Raw genomic sequence first — 26,541 nt, 5'->3', positions numbered from 1 at the left:
ACGATCCAGACCGTGTGAAAACTCGAACCGGATTCCCAGCATTGAGCGGCCGTGGTATTCTTGGGCATGGCACATATTTCAGGCGGTGATCGGTCCCAGTTCCTGCTTTTGCCGGACTCTGTGGACGACTATGTGGGGCGGGACAACGTTGTCCGGTTTATCGATGCTTTCGTTGACGGGCTCGATCTGAAGGCTGCTGGCTTCGAGCGGGTCCAGGCGAAGAGTACCGGTCGACCGGGATATGATCCGGCCGATCTTTTGAAGCTCTACATCTATGGATACCTGAACCGGGTACGGTCCAGCCGCCGGTTGGAGGTCGAGACGCGACGCAACCTTGAAGTCATCTGGCTGCTCCGCCGTCTGACGCCCGACTTCAAGACAATCGCAGACTTCCGACGTGACAACCGGACGGCGTTCCGCCAGGTGTTCCGGGAGTTCGTGGTGCTGTGTCGCGAACTCGACTTGTTCGGACGAGAGTTGATCGCGGTCGACGGCACCCGGATCAAGGCGGTGAACAGCCGGGAGCGGAATTTCACCAAGGCCAAGCTGGCCAAAGCGATGGCGGAAAGCGATGAGCGCTTGGCGCGGTATCTCAAGCAGCTTGATGAGGCCGACAAGGACGGTGAGGACGCGCCAGAGAGGGGCACCGTCGAGAGGGTTCAGGAAAAGATTGCAGCGCTCCGGGAGCGGCGTGAACACCTTAATGATCATAACAAAACCCTTGCGGACAGCGGCGAGGACCAGATCTCGCTGACCGACCCGGACGCACGCGCGATGCAGTCCAGCAGCCGCGTCGGGGTCGGTTACAACATCCAGATCGCGGTCGATACCAAGCACAAACTGATTGCGGAGCAGCAGGTCCACAACAAGGTCAGCGACCTGGGCCTGCTGACCGAGACGGCCAAGGCTGCGCGTGAGATCCTCGATGTTGCGCAGATCGATGCCGTGGCAGACCGGGGCTACTTCAAGATCGAAGATATCGAGGCCTGCGAGATGGCAGGCATCGTGCCTTACGTTCCCAAACCGCAGCGCGGCTCTGCTGTTGCCAAGGGATTTTTTCCCAAGGACCAGTTCCGCTATGACGCCGAGGCAGATATCTACACATGCCCGGGCGGCGCGGCTTTGCGCCATGTGCATAGCCGCCCGGTTCGTGGCGAGATCCGCGTGTTCGACTATGCCAATTCGGCTGCTTGCAAGTCCTGCGCACTCAAAACACGTTGCACCGCTGCGGCCTATCGCAAGGTTGCACGCTATGAGAACGAGGCCGTGCTGGACCGGATGGCAAAACGGCTTGCCGCGCGGCCCGGTGTGCTCGATGAGCGGCGCGAGAGCGTCGAGCACCCGTTCGGCTCCGTGAAGCAATGGATGGGCCAGGGTGCATTCCTGATGCGCAGGCTGGAGAACGTGCGCGCTGAGTTCAGCCTGACGGCCATCGCCTACAATTTGCGTCGAGCGATCAGCCTTGTCGGCATTCCGGCGTTGATTGCGGCAGTCAGGCTGTAAAGGCTCCCCATTTCCTTAAGTATCAGCCCATATTCGCCTTCAGAGATCCCCACAGGACCCCAAAACCCAAAATCAAGCGTTTGATCCGGATCCCCTAAAGGGAAATCTCCGGTCCAGCCGAAACCCTGCACACCATCAGACTTCGCCAAGTTTTCACACGGTCTGGATCGTTTTTGAACACTGTGAGAAGGGGGCCAGAGAGGCAGGCATTCTTTAATCCGCATTGCAGCTTTGGAACGGCCGCTTGTGAATGCGTTTGCCCGCCCGAGAAAGCAGTCTGACCTTTTGGTCTGACAAAAAGTCAAAATGACGTTTTTTCTTGACAATCTCAGGCTGTCTTCGAGACGAAGCTTAGGGTTCCTACTATCACCACATCTCTTGGGAAGCGGACTCATGACTGTAAAACAGCATCGATGCGAAGAGCCTTAAGTCGCCCCTCGTGCAGCACGTTTTGCTTTGGCAGCCCACACCGGTCCAAGCTGTAGAGGCTTTTTACGGATGCACCAGTTCACCCTCAGCAGCTGCGAGAACAGCCTGCGTAAGGCCCTGCAGTCGACCTGCAACAAGACGGCTGATCTGCCAGAACAGTGGCACGTCGAAGCCGGTCCCTGGCACAAGTTCGACCAGCGCGCCTGTCGCGAGGTGATCGCAGATCAGGCAGGCCGGGTTCAGCCCCCAGCCAAGCCCGGCACGGCAGGCATCCACGAAGCCTTGAGTTGACGGCAAGGAGTGGCTGGGTAGAGCCGAGGACTGACCAAAGACCTGCCGCACCCATGCCTGCTGAAGGTTGTCCTTCGGGTTGAACCTCAGCGCGGGGGCTTCGGCCAGAGCCTGAAGTGTCACACCATCCGGGAAATGCCGCTGCATGAAGTCAGGAGTTGCCGCTGCGTGATATCGCAAGCGACCTAGAGGTTTGACCATGCAGCCCTGCACCGGCCTGTCGAGGGACGTGACAGCGGCAAGGACACGGCCCTGACGGAGCCAATCCGGCGTATGCTGCTCATCGTCTATGGCGATGTTGAAAAGATAGCCGGACTGCTGCGCAAAGGAGGCCACCGCGGGGAGAAACCAGGTTCCCAGGCTGTCGGCATTGGTTGCGACTTCCAGCGTCACACGCTGCCCGCCGCTCGGAGCGGCAAGTCCCGGCAAATGCTCTAGAAGAGACTCCTCCAAGATGCCAACGTGCTCCATGTGGCGGCAGAGCCAGGCACCGGCTTCGGTCGCGGTGCAAGGCTGACCGCGCTGGATCAGGACCGTGCCCAACCGCTCTTCCAGGTTGCGCACCCGTTGCGAGATGGCAGACTGCGTGACGTTCAGCACATGCGCGGCGCCTTCGAAGCTGCCGGTCTGCACGATGATCGCAACGGCACGAGCCCCGGCATAGTCGAGCATGACAACCCTTTCTAATGCTGCATTAGAGGAATGAATTTTCCTAATGCTACGTCGGCCGGTAGATCAAGGGTTACTTGAGTAGTGGATGACCCTGATGAACTCTTCCGTATTTCTGACCGGCATGCTGACCGGCCTCAGCTTGATCATGGCAATAGGCGCACAAAATGCCTTCGTCCTGCGCCAAGGGCTGCGGGGCGAACATGTTCTGGCCGTCTGCCTCACCTGCGCCATCTCAGACGCCATCCTGATCCTGCTAGGGGTGACGAGCTTCGGTCAGATCGCCCAGTTGCTTCCCTGGCTCGCCCCCGCCATGCGCTACGCCGGCGCTGCGTTCCTTATCTGGTATGGGGCCAAAAGCATGAAGGCCGCTCTGCAATCCACCGAAGCCCTGATTGTCGGCACGGAGCGGAAAGCGGGAGGTCTGGCCAAAACCCTGACCGCCTGCCTCGCCATTACCTGGCTGAACCCTCACGTCTATCTCGACACGGTGGTGCTGCTTGGCACAATCTCAACACGTTTTGTCGGTGAGACGGGATCGTTTGCAGCAGGTGCGGTGTCGGGGTCTTTCCTGTTCTTCTTCTCGCTCGGCTACGGCTCGGCATGGCTACGCCCGACCTTCGCCAAGCCGTCTGCCTGGCGTATCTTGGAAGCGATCATCGCGATCGTCATGTGGGCCATTGCAGCAAAATTGGTGCTGGGCGTGTGACGAGCTGAAAGGCAGATTGTCTCATAGCCGCCGCCAGCGCGGCGCAAAACTATCGACACGAAGAGCCCATCAGCGACATTCAAGCTGGCCGCAGCGAATGCAGGTGCAGCGTGAGCCTCCAGCCCTTAGCTGACATTCGATGGTCACTCATAATGCTGCAATGAGGCCCGTCGAGGTTGCCATTTGCTACAGGCGCAATATTCCCGTTGTTGTCGTCTGGCGCTAACGCAGAGCTGTCCACGCTGGCCTTGCAGAGTTTCGCTTTGGGATACCCAGTCCGGAAATCCTAACAATCACCCTTCGCCGTCCGATTATCCTGCCGTTCAGCTTCACGACAACGTCTACAAAATGGCTTCCCCTGTAGGCACTGTTCTCACTATTGGTCAAACCAGTTCCGGCGACATGCCCCATATCGTTTGTCGCCTCCGCCTCCGCACCCTCGTTTCGAACAGTCCAATAGACCGTCGAACCTTCCGGGAGGCTTTGGGAGTTAACTACTTCAAATCGGATATCGCAACCTTTCGGGATCGGCCCCAAACCGTTGAAACCATCCCACCGCCGTTTTCCCGAAATGGCAACGACCCGCACGTCAGGATCATAGCGAGCAACCGCAATCACATATCGCCCGGAGTCTGCCGCCTTGGCGACAGCGTCCTTATCTTCTTTCGGAAACGGGAAGAAGTGCCTGAAAGCTTCAGTCCATATATCCGCACTCTGAAACTCATCAGCTGCACCCAGTGCGCGATCTGCGATGCTCAAGAGCTCTGCAAGTTTGCCAATGAACACAGTACAGTCATCATACGATAGTCGATTGAGGTTCTCACGGATATTTGCTGGATTGCGCACGATGAGTGAGCTGCGAAGTCGTCTCTCGATCTCATCAACAACTGTGCGGAAGAATTCGTCGTCACCCGAAATCTCTTGGGTATCAATCGACTTCAACGCGTGCGCGACCAGCACGGTTAGAAGAATTGAAGATGGACGAGACGAACTTTCGAATGTCAGAGCGGCCCACATTTTTAAGTAGCGTGCCAATCTCCGCGCCCTGTGGCGATCCTCTCCCTCGAATTGATCTTTCCACCACAGATAAATGGCTTTGGGATCACTATTCTCCCACTCGTTATTCTCTGTTGCCAAGTCGCGCGAATCTCTAGTGCGATCCAAATGGTAGCTGGGAACGTCAATATGGAAATCGCCAATGAAACATATTCGGTTGCAACGTGACTTAGGATCAGATGTTCCTGTTGCATCGTTAGCGGGTTCATTAGCGTAGTCCGCGAGTATAGACTGCACTTTGTCCTTGAGCTCCAACGGCTCCACGTCACCCGACTCTGCGCTTCCCTCCCATTCAATGTAGACGCCCAAATCGATGTCGAATTCTTCGCCCATGCGAGCGGGACGGATTTGAGTGCCAAACTTATAAGAACCCTGCAGCCAAGATGAAACCGGTTTGCCATAGGAAACGCGCAAGCCTTCCTTGAGCACATCTGCAAGGTCGTTCCAACGTTCTTGCTGTTGGCGAATTTGCTCATCGGAAGGTCGAACGCGATATGAAAGCGTATTCGCCCGATCCTCGGGGTTATAAAATAGCTTGGCCGCGATACCCATGCTCACCTCTTAAATTACGGAAGAAATCCGCGAGTTCAGCCTTCTTCAAAAAATCTTCCTCCCCGGCCTCGTAATCAAAAAATCCCGCCGCTCTCAGGCCAGGGAGGTGATCCCGCAAAGAAGCCTCCGCCAGACCCTTTAGGTCACTACTTGCATTTGCACTCGCATTGTCCAAACGCATTTCAGGAAGCTGGGCAGAGGAGGGGAAAGAATCTACCCTGAAGTATTTTTCACCAAACCGATGCCTCATCATGAAATCGGTATTCATCTGTTGAGCTGCAATCATTACCGAAATCAGCCGCTGGTCCGTGAGCCAGTCTTTATATCCCATGTTACTCGCAAGTTTTGCGGGAAAACTAAACTTAGCAGTTGTAGTCCCGACACTTAGAATTTCCAGTTCCCCAAAATTCTTTCCGAGAAAATGCTGCGCTTCATGCACCGCAAGTTCATCAGGACTGTTGGCGTAAACACCACCGTCCGCGAAGCGCTCATTTCCGACCGCATGCAAAGGAAAAAATGTTGGGGCTGCGGAAGTCGCAAGGGCGACATCCACGAGCGGCAACTTCCAGTCTCTTTGAAAGCTTTCGTGATGCGGGGTTTTAAATACCTGCGGACTGCCCTTCGTCACGTTGACGGCGGGAACGATAGTCTTCTGCTTTAAGTCGCCGATGTAGGTGTCATTGCCAACAAGTTTGCAGATGAGGTCCCGCAGTGGTGTTGCGCTGTATCTCGGCTTAGCGCGGTGAGCGATTAGGTCGAAAAAGACGCCAAGCTTAGATGTGGGCGGTTCTTTCGTTCCGAAGATGTCCGTCCCATGCGTCGACATCGCTTCGACAACATCCTGCATTGTTGTTTTTCCTGATGATATTGCGAGGGCAAGGACACCACCAATGGATGTCCCTGCAATCAGGTCAAAACGTCGATGCAATGGAACGCCACCACTTTCCGCCTCAAGCCCTGCAAGGAACTGAGCCGTATAGAGGCCTTTGTATCCGCCTCCTGAAAGCGAGAGAATTCTAAACGTCATAACCACAAGATAGTGGGCCAATCGGTAAGCGCAACACAGCATGTCGAAACTTGTTCGCTGCGCGATTTAGCAATTTCGCCACAGCCAAGGTCCGCTTTCTGTCCTTTGGAGCGTTTTCTGTGTTCATAGTGGTGGTGATGCTGCAGGTGCGGCGAACGGCGGGAAGGTCCCGCATAGCTGACGCCAGCGCGGCGCACATGTATCGACGTGAAAAGCCCAGAGCAGCCGCTAGTGCTCGCCACAGCATGAACGGGCGCTTAGATCTGAGCGCTGTATGCTTCCTGAGCCACCTTGCTGTCGGCAAAAAAGCATGGGGTCGACCTGCAGAGTTGCTTTAATCTGCGCAACGGCTTTTTTTGGCACTCCAGTGATCCACTAGCGGTGTGCACGTGGGTCGCAATGAAACCGCACGTTTTTCTGACAGCGCTTTAACCTCTCGGTCCCTTGTCCTGACCACCTGTGCTGACGCACCTTGGTTGACCTTAACCTCAGCAATCATCACGCAGCCGCCGGACGGTGAGCACTTATCCACAATTTTCGGGGGTAATATCGGGGATAATGCGATAACGTTAAACACTACAGTGTCTTGCGCCTTATTCTTGAAGCTCCATTCTACACTGCTGAGCCAGATGAAGCCAAACAAGTCTTGATCCTCCTATGTCATTGTGTATCTCATATGAGATACAAAGGAGGATTGAATGCCCACCCATACCTCGATGCTGCATGTCCGTGTGGACGATCATCTCAAGGCACAGGCCAGTAGCGCACTGGCAGATGTAGGCCTGACCCTATCAGACGCAGTCCGTATCCTGCTGACCCGTGTGGCGGCTGAAGGGGGTCTGCCGGCCGGTCTGACTGCAAATCCTGAAAGCTATGATAGCTGGTTCCGGGCGAAGGTGCAGGAAGCGCTGACAGACGCCCGGCCTGGCGTTCCACATGACCAGCTCATGCGTGACGCCCGGGCATTGATCGACGGCAAACGGGGTGCCTGAACTCGAATGGAAAGCCTTCGCGGTCGCTGACCTTATGGCAATTGTCGACTATATCTCAGATGATAATCCTGATGCCGCTTTTGCTCTGATGGAGGAAATTCAGGGAAAGGTTGCGCAACTTCCAATGCATCCCAAGCGGTGCCGATCAGGACGCGTTCAAGGGACACGTGAGTTAGTTGTTCGCCCGAACTACATTGTCATCTATGCTGAGACGCCGTCTGTCGTGACGATCCTGCGTGTGCTTCATGCCGCGCAGATGTGGCCCTGATAAGCAATCGGTCGAATGACGAGGGCGGGTGCCGGATAAGCGGCAGTGTCCCGGTCAGATCCAACCTGTTGCGGTCACGGCAATGCGATCATCTTGTCGTGGATTTCTTTGCAGCATGCCGCTAACTCGATAGTCATGAAGAACTGTCTACGGGCTCTCTTTCTTGTCGCCTTCACCGTATTTGCGGTTGGATCGATGATGCCCGCGCTGGCGACTGCCGCCTCAACGCCCGATGACGGCATGATGGCAATGGCACATCCCGGCTTGTCCGAATGCCTGGATTGCAGCGACAGGGGTGAAGTTGGAACGGCGGGCTGCAATCTGATCTGTGCAGCGGGGGGCTTCGTCACGGTTCCTGAATTCCAGACCTCTGATCTCAGACAGGTTCGGCGTCTCCTGAGGCGGCAGGTTGCCGATGTCATGTTCAGTGACCTGAATTGGCTGCCGCTACGAAGCCCCCCACGCCCATTCATCTGATTTGACTGCCGCCGCGGCTGGCGACGCTTGCGCACAAGGTTTTGTGCCCTTGAGCTTGCTCGCCGCCAGGACTGTTGAATCCATTCAAATCGGCAGTCCCGTTTCAAATCCAGATAGTCAGGTGTCCTATGCAGCAAAGTTTGCATGCAGCTTTACACACTCAGTTTTCCCCTGAGATTTCTGCGGTCAATGCCGCTTGCGAAGAATGGCTTGACCACCCTCTGTGGAGGGCAATGGCATGACAATGATGAATAGCCCCATGGCGACCATGATGATGCTGGGCTGCGGACTCTTTGCGGTTCTCGTCCTGGCGATCCTGGTCCTGGGCATAGCCGCCCTTCTCAAGTACCTTCGGGGACCGGCATGAGAGTGCGTACCATGATGCTCGCCGGCCTGTCATTTGCCGGTGTAGCGACCGCGGCAGCTTTCGCCCAGGTCAATCGGTCCGAAAGGGCTGAAGTGGCTTTTCTGGGCGTCCCCGTCACGGCACAAGAGATCGAGCAAGGAAAAGAACTCTACGCGCAAAATTGCGCGTCATGCCACGGCCCGGATATGGAAGGACAGCCAGACTGGAAACGTACGCTGGAGAGCGGGCGGATGCCGGCACCGCCCCATGACGAAACAGGGCATACATGGCACCATTCAGACAGTCAGCTTTTCACACTGACCAAGCTGGGGGTCGGTGGTGTCGTGCCCGGCTATGAAAGCGACATGCCGGCCTTTGATGGCATTCTGACGGATGCAGAAATCCGTGCCACCCTGGCCTACATCAAAAGCACATGGCCCATGCGCCAATCCGAGTATCAGGCCGAGGTCTCCGACCGTGAGGGTCCGAACGAATGATCGCATCAAAATCTTCAGGCTCGTCGGCGGCCCCTGGCCGCCTTTTCTGGGAGGATCGGCGTTGAACCTCATCACCCGTCGCTTCGTGTTATGTGCCGCCGCCGCCCTAACCGCACTGCCTGCATTTGGGCAGCTGCCTGTCGTTTCCACCGCCATTCATGTCGTGGAGGGCAGGGGGTGCGAATGCTGTAAGCAATGGACAAAGCACCTTCAGAATGCCGGCTTTCAGGTCACAAGCGAGGAACGTTTCGGCACGCTTCTCATGCAGCACAAGATCGATCTCGGCGTTCCCATCGACATGACGTCCTGTCACACTGGCTCGGTCGAGGGCTATTTTGTGGAAGGACATGTTCCAGCCACCGATATCCGCAAACTGCTTCAAGAGCGCCCTGACGCCCTTGGACTGGCCGTTCCGGGCATGCCCTATGGCAGCCCCGGAATGGGCCCGGAAAGCCGCCGTGAGGCTTATGATGTCCTGCTCGTGCTCAAGGACGGAAGCCACACAATTTTTAACCGATACGCCGCTGCGCCGGCCTGAAGCATGATCTCCAAGGAGCGTTCTCTATGATGACCTTTAATCGCCGACATGCGTCGTTGGCTATGCTCGCATCCCTTGCTGCATGCGGCTCATCAGGGCCCAGCTTGGCCCCTGCACCGCAGTTCAAGCGATACTCCGGCCCGCCGGTAACACAGGTGGCTGTCTACAAGGGCCAACGCCGGATGCACCTGCTGAACGGCCAGACTGTATTGCGGTCCTATGATTTTGGGCTGGGCAACCAGCCGGTCGGTCACAAGCAGTTCGAAGGCGACGGAAAGACGCCCGAGGGGCTGTATTTCATCGACCGCTTCAACCCGCGCAGCAGGTATCACCTGTCTGTCGGCATTTCCTACCCCAACGAACAGGACAAGGCTTACGCCGCACAGTTTGGTCGTAGTGCCGGGAGCGACATCATGTTCCACGGGCGAGGCCCGGAGGGGAACGCCCTTGCACCACGCAACCGGGATTGGACAGCTGGGTGCCTTGCCCTGACCGATCAGGAAATCGAGGATGTCTACGCAATGCTCCAGCCGGGTGTACCGGTGATGCTTTATGCGTAGGGCTCTGAATAACCACGTTCGATCTGCAGCAACTGCACCTGCACTCCGCGGTATCTGCAGCAGCATTTCGCGAGGCAGCAACATCCTGCCGAGGCGGTAACATTCGTGCGTAAGCGTCTCGAAATCCATTGATGTAGAACTTTGACCCCAATGGACATCACTCATGATCCACATGCTGCGCCAGCTGACTATGCTCTTCGTCGTGACCCTGGTCACGATGGGCATCACCGTGTCTGCTGGCAACGCCTCGATGGATCTGAAGTGCGAGATGATGCTGACAGCGGCATCAGTCGAGGCACCAGACGGACATGGCCAGCACTCCGGGGCAGGGGGTTCCGACCATGTCCATGAACAAGCGGTGCTGGTTCAAGACCATGTGCATGACGAAGATACATCCTCCGAGGGACATGGCTCGCACTGCAAAGCCCATGCCTGCCCGGCGACCGCGTTCCTGACCTCAAGCGAAGTTGCCCAGGCTTTTCTGCTCAGCAAGACACTGGATGCCGTCCGCACCGCCCCGCTGGTGGAGTTAACCGTCTCCGAAGGACTGCGCCGCCCTCCGCGGGACTGATCCAAGCGTTGCAAGCTGCAGCCTGACAGGCTGCGGCGATCATCCTTCTGATCAGAAAGCGGAATCCTCACATGAAGTTCGTGTTCGCGGCTGCGATGCCGCTGCTTGCGGTGGCCTGCGCGCCTCTGCCTCCTCTGGATACATCTGTCGGACTTGTAAGCGTCGCCGATACCGCGTCGCCGGTTTCGACCCTGCAGGCCGGTCCCGCCGTCACCTATCGAAGCCGCGCCGTTCAGGAACCGGGAAACTGGATCGATCTGAACAATGCGCAAGGCCCGGGTGTCGAATGAAAACGGCATTGGGACTTTCGATGGGCGCACTGCTGTTGCTGACGGCCTGCGCAGATACGGCGACGATGAGCAAAGCCCGCGACGAGAGGGCAGGGTTCGCGACTGTTGCAGGGATCTCCCGGCAGGCAACCGGGGCAGAGGCGGCATGGCTTCAGTCCCCGGCTGAACGGCAGGCCCATGCGCAACGCGTTCGCGCCATCGTTCAGGGAAAGACGATCAGCGCCGAACAGGCGGTTCAGGTGGCACTTCTGAACAACCCCGGCCTGCAGGCCAGTTACGCCGACCTGGGGCTGTCCGCGGCGGACCTGTGGGAGACGGCCCTCGGGCCGGTGCCGAGCGTCGGTATCTCCGTGTCCGGGCTGGTCAGTGGTGATGTCACCCGGTCGGTGGAAGGCACGGTGGCATCGTCCATTCTGGACTTGGTCACGAAGAAATCCCGCACACGGGCCGCTGATCTGGAGTTCCGGCAGGCGCAGCTGGCTGCCGCGGGCGAGACCCTGGCGCTGGCGCATGAAACCCGCCGGACCTGGATCGAGGCCGTCGGTGCGTTCGAGGCCGCCGGACTTGTCGGGCGCGCCCAAGGCGCCGCAGACGCGGCATCCGAGCTGGCAGCACAACTTGGCGAAACGGGAGCGCTGAGCCGTGCCGATCAGGCACGGGAGCATGTGTTCACCGCCGAGCTGGCCGCCGAACAGGCTGAGGCAAGGCTGGAGGCGCAACTGGCGAAGGAAAAACTAGTTCGACTGCTAGGCCTGTGGGGCACCGATACTGATTTCTATGTTCCCGACAGCCTGCCGGCACTGCCGCGCAGCGCGCCGAACCGCGCCAATATCGAACGGATGGCGTTGGAAAACCGCGTCGACCTCGCTGCGGGTCGCCTGGAGCTGGAAGCTGTGGCTGCGCGCTACAAACTGAGCGGCCAGACTCGAATGCTGTCCGATGCGGAGGTCGTGGCGGGCGTCGAAATCGAGCGGGAAGGGCGCGACAACGAACGCTCTCCTATCGTCGATGTTGCCTTCAGCATTCCGGTTTACGACACCAGCGGCCTGATTTCCCGGCGAGGAAAGCTGGAATACCTGCGTTCAGCCAACAGCCTGGCGCAAACGGCAATCAATGCCAGGTCCGAGGCGCGGTCGGCCTACACGGCCGTCACGGGCAAGCATCAGATCGCCCTGCACTGGCGCGACCAGGTCCTGCCCCTGCGCCGGGAAATCGATGAGCAGGCGCTGCTCAGCTACAACGGCATGCTGACCTCTACGTTCGAACTGCTGAACGACGCCCGCGAAGGGCTGGAATCTCAACTCAGTGCCGCCGAAGCGAAGCGAGAGTATTGGCTCGCCGAGGCTGACGCCACCGCCGCGATCTGGGGTGGCGCAACTGAAAACGGAGAGAAAGAATGATGAATCGCAGGCAATTGATGGGTGCGGGCATCGGCGCAGGGGCCGCCGCCCTGACCGTCAACATGGGCCAGGCAGAGACGCGGTTTCGCGATCTGCCCGAAGCGGCTCGTACCGATAGTCCCTATACTCAGGTGCCACCGCGCCCGACGACCGGGATCGAGTATAACCCGATCGTCACGTTGAACGGCTGGTCACTGCCCTATCGGATGAATGGCAACGTCAAGGAATTCCACCTCGTCGCGGAGCCGGTCGAACGGATCATGGCAGACGGGATGGTCGCGCGCCTGTGGGGCTATAACGGCCAGTCCACTGGTCCAACGATCGAGGCGGTCGAGGGCGAGCGGGTCCGCATTTATGTGACCAACCGCCTGCCTGAGCATACGTCTGTTCACTGGCACGGCATGATCCTGCCTTCCGGAATGGACGGCGTGTCCGGCCTTAGCCATCCCGGCATCCCGTCGGGCAAGACGTTCGTGTACGAGTTCGATCTCGTGAAATCGGGGACCTTCATGTACCATCCCCACGCCGATGAGATGGTCCAGATGGCCATGGGCATGATGGGGCTGTTCATCGTGCATCCCCGCGACCCGGCCTTCATGCCAGTGGATCGGGATTTCGGGATTTTGTTGGCCGCCTATGACATCGACCCCGGGACCTATATCCCGCGCGTTGCCGAGATGACGAACTTCAACCTGTGGACCTTCAACAGCCGCATTTTCCCGGACATTGACCCGCTTGTCGCCAGCAAAGGCGACCGTGTCCGGGTGCGTGTCGGCAATCTGACAATGACCAATCACCCCATCCACATGCACGGCTATGATTTCGAGGTGACCTGCACGGATGGAGGATGGGTCCGGCCGGAGGCCCGCTGGCCTGAGGTCAGCATCGATATTCCGGTAGGCGCGATGCGTGCCTACGAATTCGATGCCGTTCATGAAGGGGACTGGGCGTTCCACTGCCACAAGTCACACCACACCATGAACGCTATGGGTCACGAACTGCCCACGATCATCGGCGCCAACAAGACCCGCGTCACCGACATGGTTCGCCGGCACCAGCCCGGATACATGTCGATGGGAACAGCAGGTATGGGTGACATGGGCGAGATGTCCATGGAGATTCCCGAAAACACCATCCCGATGATGGCAGGCTGGGGTCCGCATGGTCCGCTGGAGATGGGCGGCATGTTCTCTGTCATGAAGGTGCGCGAAGGCATCGCCCCTGACGATTATTCCGATCCGGGCTGGTTCGAGAACCCCCCCGGTACGCAGGCATGGGAATGGACGGGCGAGTTGCCCGAACATGCCAGCAACTACAGCCCCGAGACCATCCTGACGCCGCGAGGCGGCAGGCGGTTGGGCTGAACTGACCCTATCGAGCAACATAAAGGAAAAGCGATGAAATCGTTGATGCTGGTTACTGTTCTTGCCTTTTCTCCTTCTGTCACTCTGGCGGCGGGAACCCATGCGGGTGGCCATGATCACATAAGAGATCATCAGCCCCAGCACCATTGGCACCAGAACGCCCGAGGCGATGTGGAAGAACCACCCCAGCATCAGCGCCAGCATGACGCCCAGCGTGATGTTCAAAAGGGCCGGTGGTGCGGCGGTCGGCGTGGGCTGTGTCATGACGATCCCGAAGCTCTGTCCCTATCGGGTTAGAAGGAACCGAAGGCTGTGCCAAGCACGATCACGGCCACAAGGGCAACAAGCGCGCTGACAATGGCGGCCATGACGATGTCCAGATAGCTTTCGCGATGCGTGCAGCCACAGACCGCAAGCATCGTGACCACCGCGCCATTATGCGGCAAGCTGTCCAGCGTACCCGAGGCGATCACGGCCACCCGGTGCATCAGCGCAGGGTCCAGCCCTGTGTCTGACGCGATCTGCATGAAGGTGGGGCCAAGGGCCTGCAGCGCAATGGTCATCCCGCCCGAAGCCGATCCGGTCAACGCGGCAAGGATGTTCGTCGCTACCGCCAGTGACACGAGCGGCCCGCCTCCGATGCCCAGAACCCAGTCCCGCACCATCTCGAACGCAGGCAGGGCCGCCACGACCGCGCCGAACCCCACAAGGCTTGCCACGCTCATGATCGGAAGTACTGCGGCCGTCGCGCCCGAGTCGATGCTTTCGCGCAGATTGCGAAAGCGGCGCCGGTTCATGGCAACCAGCACGATGCAGGCGACCAGAAGCGCAAGCGCCACCGACCAGACCCCGCCGACAGCCGACAGGGTGGTTTCGCCCCATGCGGGCTGCGAGAGGAAATCGAAATCCATGCTGGGCAGCACGAACTGCGTCAGGATCAGGTTGACCACGACAACCAGAACCAGCGGCAGAATGGCCAGGCCGATCGGTGGCCGCCCGCCCCAGGATCCGGCGCGGCTGATCTCGGCAGGGTCAAACTCGCGTGCGGTGCTGGCCAGCTCGCGCGAGACGGCGGAGCCTTTTTCGGCCGCGCCATAACCCTCGCCCCGCGCCTTGGCCTGACGTTCGCGGAAGGAAAGCCAGCCCAGGCCGATGGCCGCCATGATGATGCTGGCTATGATGCCAAGCCCAGGTGCGGCAAAGGGGGTGGTACCAAAGAACGGCATCGGAATCGCGTTCTGGATCGCAGGCGTTCCCGGCATGGCCGACATGGTGAAGGTCGAGGTTCCAAGCGCGAGTGCCGCCGGAAGCAGCCTGCGCGGCACGCTTCCCGCCTTGAACAGCGCCTGCCCCATTGGCGCCAGAACGAAGAACGCCACAAACAGGCTGACACCGCCATAGGTGACCATCGCGCCCGCAGCCACCACGGCAAGGATCGCCCGCGAGGGGCCGAGCCGGCGCGTCATGTAATCGGCGATCGCTGAAACCGATCCGCTGTCGTCCATCAGCTTGCCGAACAATGCGCCCAGCAGGAAAAGCGGAAAGAACTGCGCCACAAACCCCGCCGCCGCAGGCATGAAGGTCTGCGTCCAGTGCGCCAGCATCGGCTGACCGGAAAAAAGCGCCGCCACCGCAGCAGCCAAAGGCGCCAGCAGCAGGATTGTCCAACTGCGGAACGCAAGCACCATGATCAGGGCAAGGCCCAACAGAATACCCAGCAGACCCAGCATGTCAGAGCTCGTCCGCCAGCGCGTCGATATCGAAGGTCGAACGCACCCCGATGTCCTGAATATGGGTGCGGCCGAAATCCTCGGCGGCGCGGCGCCCTTCGTCGAAGAGCATCTTCAGGAAGTCCCATTCGGCATTCAGCTTCGAGGAATGTCCAAGGTCCACCATGATGTCCGAGGTGATGCGATGCAGGCGCATCTCTTTCCAGTACCGCGCCTCGCCATTGCCGGGGTCGATGACACGGCGCAGCAGCGCCATCATCCGCAACTCTTTCAGTAGCTGGGCGTTGAAAGAGATCTCGTTCAGGCGGCTTGCGATCTCGCGCGCGGTGCGCGGCGTCTCGCGCCGCTCGACCGGGTTGATCTGCACCAGAACGGTATCGAGGCTTTCACATTCACGCACGAGCGGCGTCATCGTCGGGTTGCCCGCATAGCCGCCGTCCCAATAGGGCACGCCGTCGATCTCGATGGCCTGGAACATCGATGGCAGGCAGGCCGAGGCGAGCAGCACATCGGCCGTCACCTCATGCTTGCGGAACACCCTGCCTTGCCCGGTGTGCACATTGGTTGCCGTGATGAACAGCTTGACCGGCCCGGTCGCCAGCGCGTCGAAATCGATCAGGTCTGTCAGGATGTCGCGCAGCGGGTTCCCTGCCGCCCCACCCAGCGAATAGGGCGAGATCAGCCGCGCCATCAGATCCATGGCGATGAAGGCGGGCGAGTTGTCCAGCGTCCATTTGCCCGTCAGGACCTCCAGCGGCCCGCGCTTGAACGGGCTGAAGCGCGCGGCATCGGCCGTCCGGCGCCAGAAGGCGGTCAGCATCTCACGCGCGGTCTGCCGCCCGCCGGTGGCCATGCCGGCCGCCAGGATTGCCGCGTTCATGGCGCCGGCCGAGGTGCCGGAAATGCCATCGATCTCGAACCAGTCTTCCTCGAGGATGCGGTCCAGAACGCCCCATGTAAACGCCCCATGCGAACCGCCCCCCTGCAAGGCGAGGTCGATGGGAAGGGTTTTTCGCGTCTGCGATTTCGGGTTGCTGGCCATTTCGGCGCCTTTCAGTCAATTCATTGCAAGAAAATGGCGCCCGAAGCCGGGCGCCCTAGGGGATCAGGCGGCGGGCACCGCTTGCCCGCGAAGCCTCCACGCCATCGCACCAAGGGCCGCGCCAATGGCGATGAGGTCGAGCCCCAGCATCAGCCCGATCAGCCACAGCGCAGTGACCGGCATCGCGGCAAAAAGCACAAGCGACAGCACGACCGAGAGCACCCCGCTGGCAAAAACCCAAAGCCAGTTGGGCAAGGGACGGATCGTCAATGCGAAGACAACCTTCGACATCCCCTCGATCATGAAGAAGATGATCAGCAGAAGCGACAGCAGCAGCATCCCCTGCGCGATGTTGCGCAAGAGCAGAATGCCCAGCAACACACCAAGTATGGCCGAGATGATCTGCAGCCAGAAGTTCGGCGCATGGCGTGCGCTGATCAGGCCGATGGCCTGAATGATGCCGCTGGCGATCAGCAGCCAGCCGAACACCACGACGGCAGCAGCCGAAGAAAAGGCCGGGAAGACGATGGCGACGATCCCCGCGACGACCAGCAGCGCCGCCTGTACCAGGTGGAAGGTCGAATGGCGGCGCACCGCATCGCGCGCGGCTTCGCGGTAGGTCTGTGCAGCGGCGGCAAGACTGATCGGCATGGCATTGACTTCCTTGTTCAACAGGGTGCTTCCCGCCGGGCAGCGGGTGTTGCCTTCCCCGACCCGCAGGGCCGGATATGGATCAAAATTGGCACAGGACCGTGAAGCCCATGCCAGACAATCAATTTTTCATCGCCATGATGCGGTCGTGTCGCGAATGTGGTGGAAATTGGCGAGCAGCGCGCTCCGAGCATGTAACGTTGGCTCCGGTCAGGCCGCGAGGTCAAGAGACATCGGCACGAGAGGCTGAGAAAGGGTTTCCCAGCCATCGACTTTTCGCATCTGGATCTGCCCTGACGCCAGGAGCGCCCAGAGCAGCATCGGCACGGTTTCAGCGCAGGGCAGCACGGTCTGGGTCTTGATGCGGCGGCGGAACTCCTCGTTCAGACGCTCAATGGCGTTGGTGGTCCGTGCGGATTTCCATTGCGACGGATCGAGGCGGGTGAAGCTGAAGAGGCGATCGCCGGCCTCCTCAAGGCTATCGGCCACGGCCCGGCACTTGAGCTTCCACTTGCGGAGGAAGGCCTTGCGGCGCGTCTCGATCTCGGCGGCGCTGTCGGCGTAGATCATGTCGCGGTAGTCTTCGCTCAGCTCGTCATGCAGGCGCTTGGGCGCGTGGCCAAGCAGGTTGCGGTGCTTGTGAACCGTGCAGCGCTGGATGGGCAGGTCCCCGCCCCAGAGCGCCACAAGCGCGGCTTCAAGGCCGGGGGCGCCGTCAACGATTACGAACTCGGGCCGCCTGAGGCCCCGCGCGTCCAGGTCGGCAAGGAAGCTGCCCCAGGCAGCCGTGCTTTCGCCGCCCATGTTCCTGATCGAGAGGAGCACCTTTTGTCCGTCGCGGCGGATGCCGATCGCCGCCAGCACCGAGATGTTGGTGGCCTTGCGGTCCAGCCGGGTCTTGATGACGGTGCCGTCGAGGATGAGCCGCACGATATCCTCCTCGGCCAGGTCGCGGGTGGACCAGGCGTCCCAGTCGACCTTCACCTTGCGCCAGGCCCGGCTGACCACGTCCTTGCTCACCGCCCCCTCGAACAGTCCGAACAGCGCCCGCTTGACCCGGCGCGTGTTGGTGCCGGCCAGGTAGACCGCCGCGATCAGGGCCTCGGCCTTCTTCGTCAGCCGCCTGTAGCGGGGCAGTGCCTTCGATCGCCATTCGGTGATCTTGCCGGCTTCGTTCTCGATCCGAGCACGAGGAACCCGCACCGTCTCGGTGCCGAATGTGCCGGTCAGCTGCCGATCGCGGTGCCCGTGGCGGTAGCCCCTGGCCCGCTCATTGCCGCGGCCGTAACGAAGCCGACCAAGAAAGGCGGCAAGTTCCTCTTCGAACATGGCTTCAATGGTGGCCCGGACATTCGCCCGCAGGCGATCCTCGATCGGATCATACCCGCCTGCGTCGGGCAGCGGCGAAAAGGACGAGCTATCGGTATTCTGCTTCATGGCGTGATCTCCCTGGCGGTTGCCGCCGCCGGTTGGGTGGGTGTTGGTTCACCCGGAGATTACGCCGCCAGACAATTTCTACCACTTCCGAGACACGACCGATGAATACGCCATGGGCGCGCCTGCAGACGCCTCTGACGGTGACATGAAGACCATCGAAGTCACCATGCGGGAAACCGACGAGGGCACGATGATCTTTGAGCCTGCGGAGCTGTCGTTCGTGTCGGGGGAGACTGTCCGCCTGGTCATCACCAACGCTGGTGAACTGGATCATGAGTTTGTCATGGACACGGTGGATGCCAATGCCAAGCACAAGGAGCTGATGGCGCGGTTCCCCGAGATGGAACATGACGATCCGAATGCGGTCCGTCTTCAGCCCGGCGAGACCGGCGAGATCCTTTGGACCTTCGAGAACGCCGGCGAATACGAATTCGCCTGCCTGATGCTGGGCCACTACGAGTCCGGTATGCACGGCCCCTTGAACGTCACCGAATCCTGAACCGCGAGGACCTGACCATGAAACTGATCCATTTGACCGCAGCGGCGTTGATCCTGACATCGGGAGCCGCACTGGCCGACACGCACATCACCAATGGGACCGTCACCAAGATCGACACCCAGTGGAGCAAGGTGACGGTCGACCATGAGGAGCTGAAGAACCTGGATATGCCGGCCATGAAGATGGTCTTCCAGGTCGCAGATCCGGAAATGCTCGATGATCTGAGCGAAGGGCAGAACATCCGTTTTGCCGTCGACCGGGTGAAGGGAAAGCTGACCATCACTGAAATTCTGGAATGATCCGGAAAATCGAACATCGGAGAATGAAAATGATCTCTTTCAAAGCTCTTATCATTGCGGCTGTCGCCTCGAGCAGCCTTGCGTCGCCGCTTTTTGCTCAGGACACTGAATTCCAGATGCCTGAGCAATGCGCCATGGCCTCACCTGCAAACGACATGCCCGCCAGCGATATGCCGCCCGCCGGAATGCCTGCAGGTGATATGCCCGCTGCTGGAATGCACGGCTCGTCAATGGGGCATGGCAGCCAATCCGGCGGCATGGGCGCCATGATGGGCATGGGGGGCATGGATATGGAAACCATGCCAGAGCATGTTCAGGAAAACATGCGCCGCATGATGGTCACCATGCCCGCCATGCACGACGGCATGATGAATGAGAATGCAGATGTGGCCTTCGCTTGCGGGATGATTGCCCACCACCAGGGTGCCATCGACATGGCAGAAGTGCTTCTTGAACATGGCGAGGACGAGCAGATGCGCACCCTGGCGCAGGAGATCATCGATGCTCAGGTCGTCGAGATCGAGCAGATGACCACCTGGCTGGCTGAAAACGCCAACTGAGCCCGCTATGAGCCGCGCGGCGTCGCTCGCGCGGCTTTCTTCTCCATCTATAAGCGATCAGCGCGTTGTCCTCGATATGACTGATCGCTCTCCAACACGGTAGAAAAATCCGCTACGTCCCTTGACCTTGCCATGATGGGAAGCCTCATATCTGTCCCGAACACGCGACGGAGCAACAGTCATGAATATCGGAGAGGCCTCCACGCAGTCCGGCGTCACGGCAAAGATGATCCGGTATTACGAGCAGATCGGACTGATCCCGCGGGCAGAGCGGACACCGGCAGGGTATCGCGATTATGCGGATGCTGACGTCCATATGCTCCGGTTCATTGCGCGCGCGCGGGATCTGGGCTTCTCGATCGCAGGGATCACCGAGTTGCTGGACCTGTGGCGAAACAAGGACCGGCGCAGCGCGGATGTAAAAGCCTTGGCACAGGCGCGGGCCGAGGATCTTCGCCAGAAAATTGCTCATCTCCAGGACATGGCCGGCACGCTGGAGGAGCTGGCCCGAACCTGTGCCGGAAACGAGCGCCCGGATTGTCCCATCCTGCAGGAGTTGGCCGTGCAGACAACCCCGGCGCAAGGCAACCGCAAGTATCGCACCAAAGACAGTACCTCTATCCAGGAAAGGATCAGATCGTGATCAACAGGCGCATTTTCATCGGAACACTGGCAGCGGTTCTTGCCCCGTCAGGTGTTGTGCTGGGCGCATCACCCGCGTCGGAAAAAACCCTCATCTCGGTCGTCCGCTCTCCAGATTGCGGCTGCTGTGGCGCGTGGATCGATCACCTGCGGGAAAGCGGGTTCACGGTCGAGGAAACCCTTTCGGATGATGTCGATGCCTTCAAGGATCAGCATGCCGTGCCCCAGCCTCTCAGGTCCTGCCACACCGCTCTTGTCGAGGGCTATGTGATCGAAGGTCATGTTCCGGCAGACGCGATCCACGCCCTGTTGGATCAAAGGCCAGATGCCCTTGGCCTGGCGGTTCCGGGAATGCCGATCGGCTCGCCCGGCATGGAGATGGGCGATCAGAGCGAGCCGTTCGAGGTCATTCTCTGGACCGGCACCGGCACAAACGTCTTTGCAAGATATTGAGGACATCCAATGGCAAACGCAGCGTCTAGAGCCGCCACCCTCCACAGGATGGTCATGACGAAGCATATGTGCCCCTACGGGCTCAAATCGCTCGACTTGCTCAAGCGTCAAGGCTACCGCGTCGAGGACCGCCACCTGACGACCCGCTCCGAGGTCGATGCCTTCAAGGAGCAACATGGCGTCCAAACCACTCCGCAGACCTTCATCGGTGGCCAGCGGATCGGGGGCTACGACGATCTGCGGCGGCATTTCGGCAAGACCGTGCCTGACAAGAGTGCGACGACCTATCGGCCGGTGATCGCTTTGTTCGCCATGGCGGCCGCGATGGGATTCGCTACCAGTTGGGCCGCGTTCGGGCAGCTGATCACCGTTGCCGCAGCGGAATGGTTCGTCGCCTTCGCGATGTGTCTGCTTGCCCTGCAAAAGCTGAAGGACGTGGACAGCTTCGCCACGATGTTCCTGAACTATGACCTGCTGGCGCAAAAATGGGTACGCTACGGCTATGTCTATCCCTTCGCTGAAGGCTTGGCAGGGGTGCTGATGGTCGCGGGCGCGCTGATGTGGCTGTCGATCCCAGTGGCGCTATTCATTGGCACGATCGGTGCAGTGTCCGTCTACAAGGCGGTCTACATCGACAAGCGCGAAATTAAATGTGCCTGCGTGGGTGGCGACAGCAACGTGCCTTTGGGCTTCGTCTCGCTGACCGAGAACCTGATGATGATCGCCATGGCCGTCTGGATGCTGATCAAGGTTACGATGCTCGGGCATTGAGCACGCTATTCGATAGAGAGCCGCGCTTTGCAGCGCAAACGGCTGCAGGCAAAAAGTTCTACTGTGCCTGCAGCCGAAGATGAAAATGGATCATTCCGACCATGAGGCACAGCCTCAATGTTCCGGCTTCAAGAGAAACCTAAAATAGAAACGGAGACATATCATGGGATATGGCCGCTTTATCGCGATGATCGCGACCTCCACCATCGTCATGTATGGACTGATGTATCTCAATACCTACTCGATTGATCATATCGCGTTTTCGCAGACCCGCATGTGGATGGCGATTTACATGGGATCGGTCATGGCGGTCATCATGCTCGCCTTCATGTTGGGCATGTATTCCGATCGGAAGAAAAACATTGCGATCTTCGTGGGCGCCGGCTTGGCATTCGTTCTGTCCCTCTGGCTGGTGCGAAGCCAGGAGACGGTCGAGGATCTTGCTTGGATGAAGGCAATGATCCCTCACCATTCCATCGCCATCCTGACCAGTGAGCGCGCGGATATTTCCGATCCAAGGGTCCGGGACCTTGCTGACGCGATCATCGAGGCGCAGCGCAACGAGATCGCAGAAATGAAAAGGTACATCGCCGATATCGAGGCGAATGGCGACGCTCCCGCAGGCACTCGCCGCGTCGAGGCTAACTGAAGCACTCAAATGAGGGTGTCACTCGCCGGGCATCTTAGATGGAAGAAAATCAGTAGAAAGTTGGCAGGACATGGATCACGATCATCATCACGCGTCGCCAGACATCCCTGCGGGGACCGAGACGGCAAAGGACCCGGTCTGCGGGATGACGGTTGCGGTCAAGCCTGACGGACGTCGAGCGGTGTTTGGAGACAAGACGTTTCATTTCTGCTCGGAGAAATGCAAGGCCAGGTTCAAGGCAGATCCTTGGTTCTACGCCTCTGGCCGCGCAGCTGGAAAAAAGAAGGCTGCTCCGGCCAACGCTCAGTATACCTGTCCGATGCACCCGGAGATTGTCCGCGATGTGCCCGGCGACTGTCCGATCTGCGGCATGGCGCTCGAACCGATGCTGCCCTCGGACGAGCCGAGCGAGGAACTGACCGACTTCACTCGGCGCATGTGGATTTCAGCCGCCGCCGCAGTGCCACTGGTCATCCTGACAATGGGTGAACTGGTCGCTCTGCCGGTGCGGGACTGGATTGGCCACCAAATCGCGAGCTATCTCGAATTCGTTCTGGCGACGCCTATTATCCTCTGGGCCGCCTTGCCTTTCTTCAAGCGAGGCTGGGACTCGCTTGTAAACCGATCACCGAACATGTGGACGTTGATCAGTCTTGGCGTGGGCGCGGCCTATCTCTATTCGCTCGTCGCGACTTTCCTGCCCGGCGTATTTCCCGATGCCTACCGAATGGGTCATGGTGTCGGCACCTACTACGAGGCGGCCGTGGTGATCGTGGCTTTGGTCTTCGTGGGTCAGGTTCTGGAATTGCGGGCACGAGAACGCACTGGGGATGCTATTCGAGCGCTGCTCGATCTCGCACCAAAGACCGCGCGGCGTATCCTGCCGGATGGCTCGGAATATGACGCGCCTTTGGAAAACATCATGGAAGGTGACCGGCTCCGCGTGCGCCCGGGCGATGCGGTGCCGGTGGACGGCATAGTGATCGAGGGCCGCTCATCCCTGGACGAGAGCATGCTGACCGGCGAGTCGATGCCGGTGGAGAAAAGTTCAGGCGATGCAGTGACCGGGGCCACGATCAACAAGAACGGCAGCCTCGTGATCGAAGCGGGCAAGGTCGGCGCCGACACGGTTCTTGCGCAGATCGTGGCGATGGTCTCGAACGCGCGGCGGTCCCGTGCCCCGATCCAGGGGATGGCCGATCGGGTCTCGGCAGTGTTCGTGCCAACGGTGGTCGGTATCGCAATCTTAGCCTTCCTCGTGTGGCTAATTTTCGGCCCCGAGCCCTCGCTGGTCTTTGCCATTGCCTCGGCCGTGTCAGTCCTGATCATTGCCTGCCCATGCGCCCTTGGGCTGGCCACGCCGATATCGATCACCACCGCGGCGGGGCGGGGCGCACAGGCGGGTGTGCTGATCAAGGATGCCGAAGCGCTGGAGCGGATGGCGGGGGTCGATACCCTGATTGTCGACAAGACCGGCACGCTGACCATGGGCAAGCCAAAGCTGACGGATACCGTGGTGCTGGGGGACAGGACCGAAGCGGACTTGCTGTCCCTGGCGGCAGCGCTCGAGCGCGGCTCGGAACACCCGCTGGCCGAAGCGATCGTCGAAGGCGCCGAAGCGCAGGGCGCGGGGCGACAAGAGGCAGTGGATTTTGAAGCCGTCACCGGCAAAGGCGTGCGCGGCACGGTTGGCGGACGGGTAGTGGCGCTCGGCAACGCGGCGATGATGCAGGAGATGGGACTAGACACGGGCACGGCCGAGGCGAAGGCCAATACCCTGCGCGCCGAGGGCAAGACGGCAATGTTCATCGCTGTCGATGGTGCCCTGGCCGGCATCGTGGCGGTCGCCGACCCAATCAAGGAAAGTACCGCGCAAGCGATCCGCGAACTCCACGCACAGGGGCTGCGCGTCATCATGGCGACGGGTGACAACGAGCGCACGGCACAGGCTGTGGCGAGCAAGCTCGGCATCGACGAAGTCCGCGCAGGTGTCCTTCCGGAAGCCAAAAAAGACCTGATCGACCAGTTGCGCCGCGAGGGACACAAGATCGCCATGGCGGGAGACGGGGTGAACGACGCGCCCGCACTGGCCGCTGCCGATGTCGGCATCGCCATGGGCACGGGCGCGGACGTGGCCATGGAAAGCGCCGGGATAACCCTTCTGGGTGGTGACCTGATGGGCATCGTCCGGGCACGCAAGCTGGCGCGGGCGACATTGCGCAACATCAAGCAGAACCTGTTCTTCGCCTTCGCATACAATGCGCTTGGCGTGCCAATTGCGGCAGGTCTGCTTTACCCCATCACCGGGACTTTGCTGTCACCGATGATCGCAGCTGCGGCGATGAGCCTGTCCTCCGTTTCGGTTATTACCAACGCCCTCCGCCTGCGGCGGGTGGATCTGTAAGAAAGCAAAAAGGAAAAACAAATGACGACATTCAATATTCCCAACATGAGCTGCGGCCACTGCAAGGCAACGGTGCAAAAGACCATCCATGCAATCGACCCCGAGGCACAGATCGAGTTCGACATGGCGTTACGAACGATCGCTTTGGAAAGCCGGGCTAAGCCGGACAACCTTCAAGTGGCACTGGCCGCAGCAGGATACCCCGCCACTCTGGCCTGAATTAAAGTGTTGGGCCGGATGTTCAGTCGCCGCAATGGGCGTATCAGGCGACTGGCCTATCTGCCTTATCAAAATGTATCATGCTCATACCTCATTCGTGCTTATCCAGACACGAGGCTGTAGGTTATCAAGCGTACCCCGCACCAGCATGACCGAGTTGACCAGGACCATGGCCGCCGCCGCGGCGGCCATGGTCAGCGCCAGCAATCCGCGCAGACGGGGCGTGGCCAGATGAATGCGGATGCCCCCTGAGATGCGACATCACGGGGGAGATCCTCGATCTGAAAACACCAATAAATCATGGCTTGTCGCATTTCAGAATAGACCCCCCCGTGGACGCGCTAGCCCAAATGCGACTTCGGTTGCCGGGATAGTTTCTCCCGTCTGTAGCCGCGTCCGAGTATGTTAGCCTTGAACACCTCGGCAGGCGTTCGGAAGCCGAGGCACTTGCGCGGCGTGGCATTGAGGCCCGCGCAGAGCTGACGGAGCTCCTCCTGGGAAAGGGTGTTCGGATCGGTGTCGCGGCAAAGCCATCGTCTGAGACGCTTGTTGGCGTTCTCGACGGCGCCTTTCTGCCACGGTGACTGCGCCTCGCAGAACCAGGTTTGGGCGCCCACCTCCGCCTGCAGATGCGGCCAATCGATGAACTCGGAACCACGGTCAAAGGTGATCGATCGGCAGGCATGCCGGGGCAGGGGCGTCAATGCTTGGGCGATCTGCGCCATGATCGGCTTGGTGCGCTTTTCGGTGTTCTTCAACGCGACCAGGAAGCGACTTGTGCGCTCGATCATGGTGGTGACATTGGCCGGCCCGTACTTCTGCCGGAACAGCACCAGGTCAGCCTCCCAGTGACCGAACTGCTTGCGATGCGCAATGATGTCCGGGCGGAACAAGATGCTGAGTTCAGGCGCAAATCTCGGTGGCGGGCGCTTGCGAAGCCGGTAGCCYCGACGGCGCCGGCGGCCAGAGGGCAGGTGGCGCCACAGCTCACCTCGACGACCGTCCTCGGAATAGATGTGCTGATAGATCGTCTCCTGGCAGACCCGGCGCGGGGCCTTCTCATAACGCATACGGCCGGCGATCTGCTCGGGGGTCCAGCCGGACCTCAGGCAGCGCTCGACTTGGTCACGGAGCCCGGGATCACGCACCAGCTTGCGCTGCCGGGTCCGTCGTCCATCCGAATAGCTTTGCGCTACGACGCACCAATAGCCGCTGAGCTTCGGGATCTCGCCGTCATGGAAGTGATTGCGCCGCAGCTCGCGGAAGATCGTCGAGCGGTGCCGGCCAAGCCTGCGCGCCATCTCGTCAGGGCTCAGCTTCATCTGCCGCCAGCGCTCGATCTTGCGGCGCTCGGAAAGGGAAAGGTGAGAGAACCGAACCTTCATTCTATGATCCTTTCATGGCTCAAGCCATTGTTGAGCACAGAAAGTCGCATTTCAGGATAGCGCGTCCCCCCGCGTCACCAAGAAATTTTATAAGCTTTATTATGTAACTTTTCCGCTCTGTTCATGCCGACTCAGCAAGCTTGATTACGATTATTAACTAAAACGACTCTTAGGATCGAAGGCTGTTGGATGGTACGAAGTTATCCACAAATTTCGGGGATGCTTCTGGGGAAAGATGAAAAATATCATGTTGTTGAAATC

30 protein-coding genes and 1 pseudogene are annotated in these 26,541 nt (G+C 59.7%); 21 read left to right on the top strand and 10 right to left on the bottom strand.

The features are described 5' to 3' along the window. Window positions 1–66: 66 nt before the first annotated feature. Complete coding sequence (locus SY26_RS18570) at window positions 67–1,503, top strand: IS1182 family transposase (protein ID WP_045999910.1); 1,437 nt, start codon at window positions 67–69, stop codon at window positions 1,501–1,503. A gap of 492 nt (window positions 1,504–1,995) precedes the next feature. On the opposite strand, the gene SY26_RS18565 is transcribed toward SY26_RS18570, so the two are convergent. Then, window positions 1,996–2,895, bottom strand: coding sequence for a LysR family transcriptional regulator ArgP (locus SY26_RS18565; protein WP_046001757.1), 900 nt, complete (start codon window positions 2,893–2,895; stop codon window positions 1,996–1,998). Between the two features lie 94 nt (window positions 2,896–2,989). Here SY26_RS18565 and SY26_RS18560 point away from each other — a divergent pair, with 94 nt between their 5' ends. Then, window positions 2,990–3,601, top strand: a complete 612-nt coding sequence (locus SY26_RS18560; RefSeq protein WP_046001784.1) for a LysE/ArgO family amino acid transporter — start codon at window positions 2,990–2,992, stop codon at window positions 3,599–3,601. Window positions 3,602–3,823: 222 nt separating this feature from the next. Here the strand turns inward: SY26_RS18560 and SY26_RS21320 are convergent, their stop codons facing one another. Together SY26_RS21320 and SY26_RS18555 are read right to left on the bottom strand one after the other, a co-directional pair. Then, window positions 3,824–5,209, bottom strand: coding sequence for a cyclic GMP-AMP synthase DncV-like nucleotidyltransferase (locus SY26_RS21320; protein ID WP_157020532.1), 1,386 nt, complete (start codon window positions 5,207–5,209; stop codon window positions 3,824–3,826). Next, complete coding sequence (locus SY26_RS18555; RefSeq protein WP_198143214.1) at window positions 5,181–6,257, bottom strand: CBASS cGAMP-activated phospholipase; 1,077 nt, start codon at window positions 6,255–6,257, stop codon at window positions 5,181–5,183. The genes SY26_RS21320 and SY26_RS18555 overlap by 29 nt, the downstream gene beginning before the upstream one ends. A 677-nt stretch (window positions 6,258–6,934) precedes the next feature. Here SY26_RS18555 and SY26_RS18550 point away from each other — a divergent pair. Both SY26_RS18550 and SY26_RS20690 read left to right on the top strand, forming a co-directional pair. Then, window positions 6,935–7,228: a type II toxin-antitoxin system RelB/DinJ family antitoxin gene (locus SY26_RS18550; protein ID WP_046001756.1), complete on the top strand. Its 294-nt coding sequence runs from the start codon at window positions 6,935–6,937 to the stop codon at window positions 7,226–7,228. Then, entirely contained in the window at window positions 7,221–7,496 is a 276-nt protein-coding gene (locus SY26_RS20690) for a type II toxin-antitoxin system mRNA interferase toxin, RelE/StbE family (RefSeq protein ID WP_084693930.1), read from the top strand. Before SY26_RS18550 ends, SY26_RS20690 begins: the two co-directional genes overlap by 8 nt. Before the next feature lie 74 nt (window positions 7,497–7,570). On the opposite strand, the gene SY26_RS21315 is transcribed toward SY26_RS20690, so the two are convergent. Next, a complete protein-coding gene (locus SY26_RS21315; RefSeq protein WP_157020531.1) occupies window positions 7,571–7,846 on the bottom strand; it encodes a hypothetical protein in 276 nt (91 codons plus the stop codon). A gap of 365 nt (window positions 7,847–8,211) precedes the next feature. Here SY26_RS21315 and SY26_RS22090 point away from each other — a divergent pair, with 365 nt between their 5' ends. From SY26_RS22090 to SY26_RS18515, 8 genes are all read left to right on the top strand, one after another. Then, complete coding sequence (locus tag SY26_RS22090; RefSeq protein ID WP_255352901.1) at window positions 8,212–8,340, top strand: hypothetical protein; 129 nt, start codon at window positions 8,212–8,214, stop codon at window positions 8,338–8,340. A gap of 11 nt (window positions 8,341–8,351) precedes the next feature. Then, on the top strand, window positions 8,352–8,816 hold the full coding sequence (locus SY26_RS18545) for a cytochrome c (RefSeq protein ID WP_232303404.1): 465 nt from the start codon (window positions 8,352–8,354) through the stop codon (window positions 8,814–8,816). 61 nt (window positions 8,817–8,877) lie between these two features. Next, window positions 8,878–9,354 (top strand): DUF411 domain-containing protein, encoded by a 477-nt coding sequence (locus tag SY26_RS18540; RefSeq protein WP_052715379.1) that lies wholly within the window; start codon window positions 8,878–8,880, stop codon window positions 9,352–9,354. A gap of 26 nt (window positions 9,355–9,380) precedes the next feature. Then, window positions 9,381–9,914, top strand: a complete 534-nt coding sequence (locus tag SY26_RS18535; RefSeq protein ID WP_369799455.1) for a murein L,D-transpeptidase family protein — start codon at window positions 9,381–9,383, stop codon at window positions 9,912–9,914. A gap of 163 nt (window positions 9,915–10,077) precedes the next feature. Next, window positions 10,078–10,485, top strand: coding sequence for a hypothetical protein (locus SY26_RS18530; protein WP_046001754.1), 408 nt, complete (start codon window positions 10,078–10,080; stop codon window positions 10,483–10,485). A gap of 71 nt (window positions 10,486–10,556) precedes the next feature. After that, a complete protein-coding gene (locus SY26_RS18525) occupies window positions 10,557–10,775 on the top strand; it encodes a hypothetical protein (RefSeq protein WP_046001753.1) in 219 nt (72 codons plus the stop codon). A 20-nt stretch (window positions 10,776–10,795) separates the two neighbouring features. Next, on the top strand, window positions 10,796–12,175 hold the full coding sequence (locus SY26_RS18520) for a TolC family protein (protein ID WP_052715378.1): 1,380 nt from the start codon (window positions 10,796–10,798) through the stop codon (window positions 12,173–12,175). Then, a complete protein-coding gene (locus tag SY26_RS18515; RefSeq protein WP_046001751.1) occupies window positions 12,172–13,539 on the top strand; it encodes a multicopper oxidase family protein in 1,368 nt (455 codons plus the stop codon). The genes SY26_RS18520 and SY26_RS18515 overlap by 4 nt, the downstream gene beginning before the upstream one ends. 293 nt (window positions 13,540–13,832) lie before the next feature. On the opposite strand, the gene SY26_RS18510 is transcribed toward SY26_RS18515, so the two are convergent. The 4 genes from SY26_RS18510 to SY26_RS20685 all read right to left on the bottom strand — a co-directional run bounded on the left by SY26_RS18510 (window position 13,833) and on the right by SY26_RS20685 (window position 18,399). Next, the gene (locus SY26_RS18510; RefSeq protein ID WP_084684278.1) at window positions 13,833–15,269 is read right to left on the bottom strand and encodes a GntP family permease; all 1,437 of its coding nucleotides are present in this window, start codon (window positions 15,267–15,269) and stop codon (window positions 13,833–13,835) included. A gap of 1 nt (window position 15,270) precedes the next feature. Continuing rightward, window positions 15,271–16,311, bottom strand: a complete 1,041-nt coding sequence (locus tag SY26_RS18505) for a patatin-like phospholipase family protein (RefSeq protein WP_035715050.1) — start codon at window positions 16,309–16,311, stop codon at window positions 15,271–15,273. Between the two features lie 63 nt (window positions 16,312–16,374). Beyond that, on the bottom strand, window positions 16,375–16,983 hold the full coding sequence (locus tag SY26_RS18500) for an HdeD family acid-resistance protein (protein WP_198143212.1): 609 nt from the start codon (window positions 16,981–16,983) through the stop codon (window positions 16,375–16,377). Window positions 16,984–17,172: 189 nt separating this feature from the next. Continuing rightward, on the bottom strand, window positions 17,173–18,399 hold the full coding sequence (locus tag SY26_RS20685; RefSeq protein WP_046001750.1) for an IS256 family transposase: 1,227 nt from the start codon (window positions 18,397–18,399) through the stop codon (window positions 17,173–17,175). Between the two features lie 145 nt (window positions 18,400–18,544). Here SY26_RS20685 and SY26_RS18490 point away from each other — a divergent pair, with 145 nt between their 5' ends. The 9 genes from SY26_RS18490 (at window position 18,545) to SY26_RS18450 (ending at window position 24,895) form a co-directional block, all read left to right on the top strand. Then, window positions 18,545–18,898: a cupredoxin family protein gene (locus tag SY26_RS18490; RefSeq protein WP_232303402.1), complete on the top strand. Its 354-nt coding sequence runs from the start codon at window positions 18,545–18,547 to the stop codon at window positions 18,896–18,898. Window positions 18,899–18,915: 17 nt separating this feature from the next. Further along, the gene (locus SY26_RS18485; RefSeq protein WP_046001749.1) at window positions 18,916–19,197 is read left to right on the top strand and encodes a copper-binding protein; all 282 of its coding nucleotides are present in this window, start codon (window positions 18,916–18,918) and stop codon (window positions 19,195–19,197) included. Then, window positions 19,194–19,757 carry a DUF305 domain-containing protein gene (locus SY26_RS22085; RefSeq protein WP_255352900.1) on the top strand — a complete coding sequence of 188 codons (564 nt, stop codon included), beginning with the start codon at window positions 19,194–19,196 and terminating at the stop codon, window positions 19,755–19,757. The genes SY26_RS18485 and SY26_RS22085 overlap by 4 nt, the downstream gene beginning before the upstream one ends. A gap of 181 nt (window positions 19,758–19,938) precedes the next feature. Further along, entirely contained in the window at window positions 19,939–20,400 is a 462-nt protein-coding gene (cueR, locus tag SY26_RS18475) for a Cu(I)-responsive transcriptional regulator (protein WP_046001748.1), read from the top strand. Further along, window positions 20,397–20,852 carry a DUF411 domain-containing protein gene (locus SY26_RS18470; protein WP_369799454.1) on the top strand — a complete coding sequence of 152 codons (456 nt, stop codon included), beginning with the start codon at window positions 20,397–20,399 and terminating at the stop codon, window positions 20,850–20,852. Before cueR ends, SY26_RS18470 begins: the two co-directional genes overlap by 4 nt. 9 nt (window positions 20,853–20,861) lie before the next feature. After that, complete coding sequence (locus SY26_RS18465) at window positions 20,862–21,623, top strand: MauE/DoxX family redox-associated membrane protein (RefSeq protein WP_046001747.1); 762 nt, start codon at window positions 20,862–20,864, stop codon at window positions 21,621–21,623. 163 nt (window positions 21,624–21,786) lie between these two features. Beyond that, window positions 21,787–22,272, top strand: a complete 486-nt coding sequence (locus SY26_RS18460) for a DUF305 domain-containing protein (protein ID WP_046001746.1) — start codon at window positions 21,787–21,789, stop codon at window positions 22,270–22,272. 70 nt (window positions 22,273–22,342) lie between these two features. Continuing rightward, window positions 22,343–24,676, top strand: coding sequence for a heavy metal translocating P-type ATPase (locus tag SY26_RS18455; protein ID WP_046001745.1), 2,334 nt, complete (start codon window positions 22,343–22,345; stop codon window positions 24,674–24,676). 21 nt (window positions 24,677–24,697) lie between these two features. Continuing rightward, a complete protein-coding gene (locus SY26_RS18450; RefSeq protein WP_042246697.1) occupies window positions 24,698–24,895 on the top strand; it encodes a heavy-metal-associated domain-containing protein in 198 nt (65 codons plus the stop codon). Between the two features lie 129 nt (window positions 24,896–25,024). Here the strand turns inward: SY26_RS18450 and SY26_RS22130 are convergent. Both SY26_RS22130 and SY26_RS18445 read right to left on the bottom strand, forming a co-directional pair. Then, window positions 25,025–25,153: pseudogene (locus SY26_RS22130) on the bottom strand (MFS transporter); the annotation flags it as partial. Between the two features lie 83 nt (window positions 25,154–25,236). After that, a complete protein-coding gene (locus SY26_RS18445; protein ID WP_046001744.1) occupies window positions 25,237–26,280 on the bottom strand; it encodes an IS30 family transposase in 1,044 nt (347 codons plus the stop codon). Between the last annotated feature and the right edge of the window lie 261 nt (window positions 26,281–26,541).

The organism is Paracoccus sp. 228, from assembly GCF_000967825.1.
GTDB classification, from domain to species: domain Bacteria; phylum Pseudomonadota; class Alphaproteobacteria; order Rhodobacterales; family Rhodobacteraceae; genus Paracoccus; species Paracoccus marcusii.
Note: the sequence above shows the minus strand (reverse complement) of the source record. Positions and strands in the feature narration are given on the sequence as shown.

Bases quoted from the DNA above. Each gene is read 5' to 3' on its own strand.
- SY26_RS18570 (WP_045999910.1), top strand. From the start codon at position 67: ATGGCACATATTTCAGGCGGTGATCGGTCCCAGTTCCTGCTTTTGCCG.
- SY26_RS18565 (WP_046001757.1), bottom strand. From the start codon at position 2,895: ATGCTCGACTATGCCGGGGCTCGTGCCGTTGCGATCATCGTGCAGACC.
- SY26_RS18560 (WP_046001784.1), top strand. From the start codon at position 2,990: ATGAACTCTTCCGTATTTCTGACCGGCATGCTGACCGGCCTCAGCTTG.
- SY26_RS21320 (WP_157020532.1), bottom strand. From the start codon at position 5,209: ATGGGTATCGCGGCCAAGCTATTTTATAACCCCGAGGATCGGGCGAAT.
- SY26_RS18550 (WP_046001756.1), top strand. From the start codon at position 6,935: ATGCCCACCCATACCTCGATGCTGCATGTCCGTGTGGACGATCATCTC.
- SY26_RS22090 (WP_255352901.1), top strand. From the start codon at position 8,212: ATGACAATGATGAATAGCCCCATGGCGACCATGATGATGCTGGGCTGC.
- SY26_RS18545 (WP_232303404.1), top strand. From the start codon at position 8,352: ATGATGCTCGCCGGCCTGTCATTTGCCGGTGTAGCGACCGCGGCAGCT.
- SY26_RS18535 (WP_369799455.1), top strand. From the start codon at position 9,381: ATGATGACCTTTAATCGCCGACATGCGTCGTTGGCTATGCTCGCATCC.
- SY26_RS18530 (WP_046001754.1), top strand. From the start codon at position 10,078: ATGATCCACATGCTGCGCCAGCTGACTATGCTCTTCGTCGTGACCCTG.
- SY26_RS18525 (WP_046001753.1), top strand. From the start codon at position 10,557: ATGAAGTTCGTGTTCGCGGCTGCGATGCCGCTGCTTGCGGTGGCCTGC.
- SY26_RS18520 (WP_052715378.1), top strand. From the start codon at position 10,796: ATGGGCGCACTGCTGTTGCTGACGGCCTGCGCAGATACGGCGACGATG.
- SY26_RS18515 (WP_046001751.1), top strand. From the start codon at position 12,172: ATGATGAATCGCAGGCAATTGATGGGTGCGGGCATCGGCGCAGGGGCC.
- SY26_RS18510 (WP_084684278.1), bottom strand. From the start codon at position 15,269: ATGCTGGGTCTGCTGGGTATTCTGTTGGGCCTTGCCCTGATCATGGTG.
- SY26_RS18505 (WP_035715050.1), bottom strand. From the start codon at position 16,311: ATGGCCAGCAACCCGAAATCGCAGACGCGAAAAACCCTTCCCATCGAC.
- SY26_RS20685 (WP_046001750.1), bottom strand. From the start codon at position 18,399: ATGAAGCAGAATACCGATAGCTCGTCCTTTTCGCCGCTGCCCGACGCA.
- SY26_RS18490 (WP_232303402.1), top strand. From the start codon at position 18,545: ATGAAGACCATCGAAGTCACCATGCGGGAAACCGACGAGGGCACGATG.
- SY26_RS18485 (WP_046001749.1), top strand. From the start codon at position 18,916: ATGAAACTGATCCATTTGACCGCAGCGGCGTTGATCCTGACATCGGGA.
- SY26_RS22085 (WP_255352900.1), top strand. From the start codon at position 19,194: ATGATCCGGAAAATCGAACATCGGAGAATGAAAATGATCTCTTTCAAA.
- cueR (WP_046001748.1), top strand. From the start codon at position 19,939: ATGAATATCGGAGAGGCCTCCACGCAGTCCGGCGTCACGGCAAAGATG.
- SY26_RS18465 (WP_046001747.1), top strand. From the start codon at position 20,862: ATGGCAAACGCAGCGTCTAGAGCCGCCACCCTCCACAGGATGGTCATG.
- SY26_RS18460 (WP_046001746.1), top strand. From the start codon at position 21,787: ATGGGATATGGCCGCTTTATCGCGATGATCGCGACCTCCACCATCGTC.
- SY26_RS18455 (WP_046001745.1), top strand. From the start codon at position 22,343: ATGGATCACGATCATCATCACGCGTCGCCAGACATCCCTGCGGGGACC.
- SY26_RS18450 (WP_042246697.1), top strand. From the start codon at position 24,698: ATGACGACATTCAATATTCCCAACATGAGCTGCGGCCACTGCAAGGCA.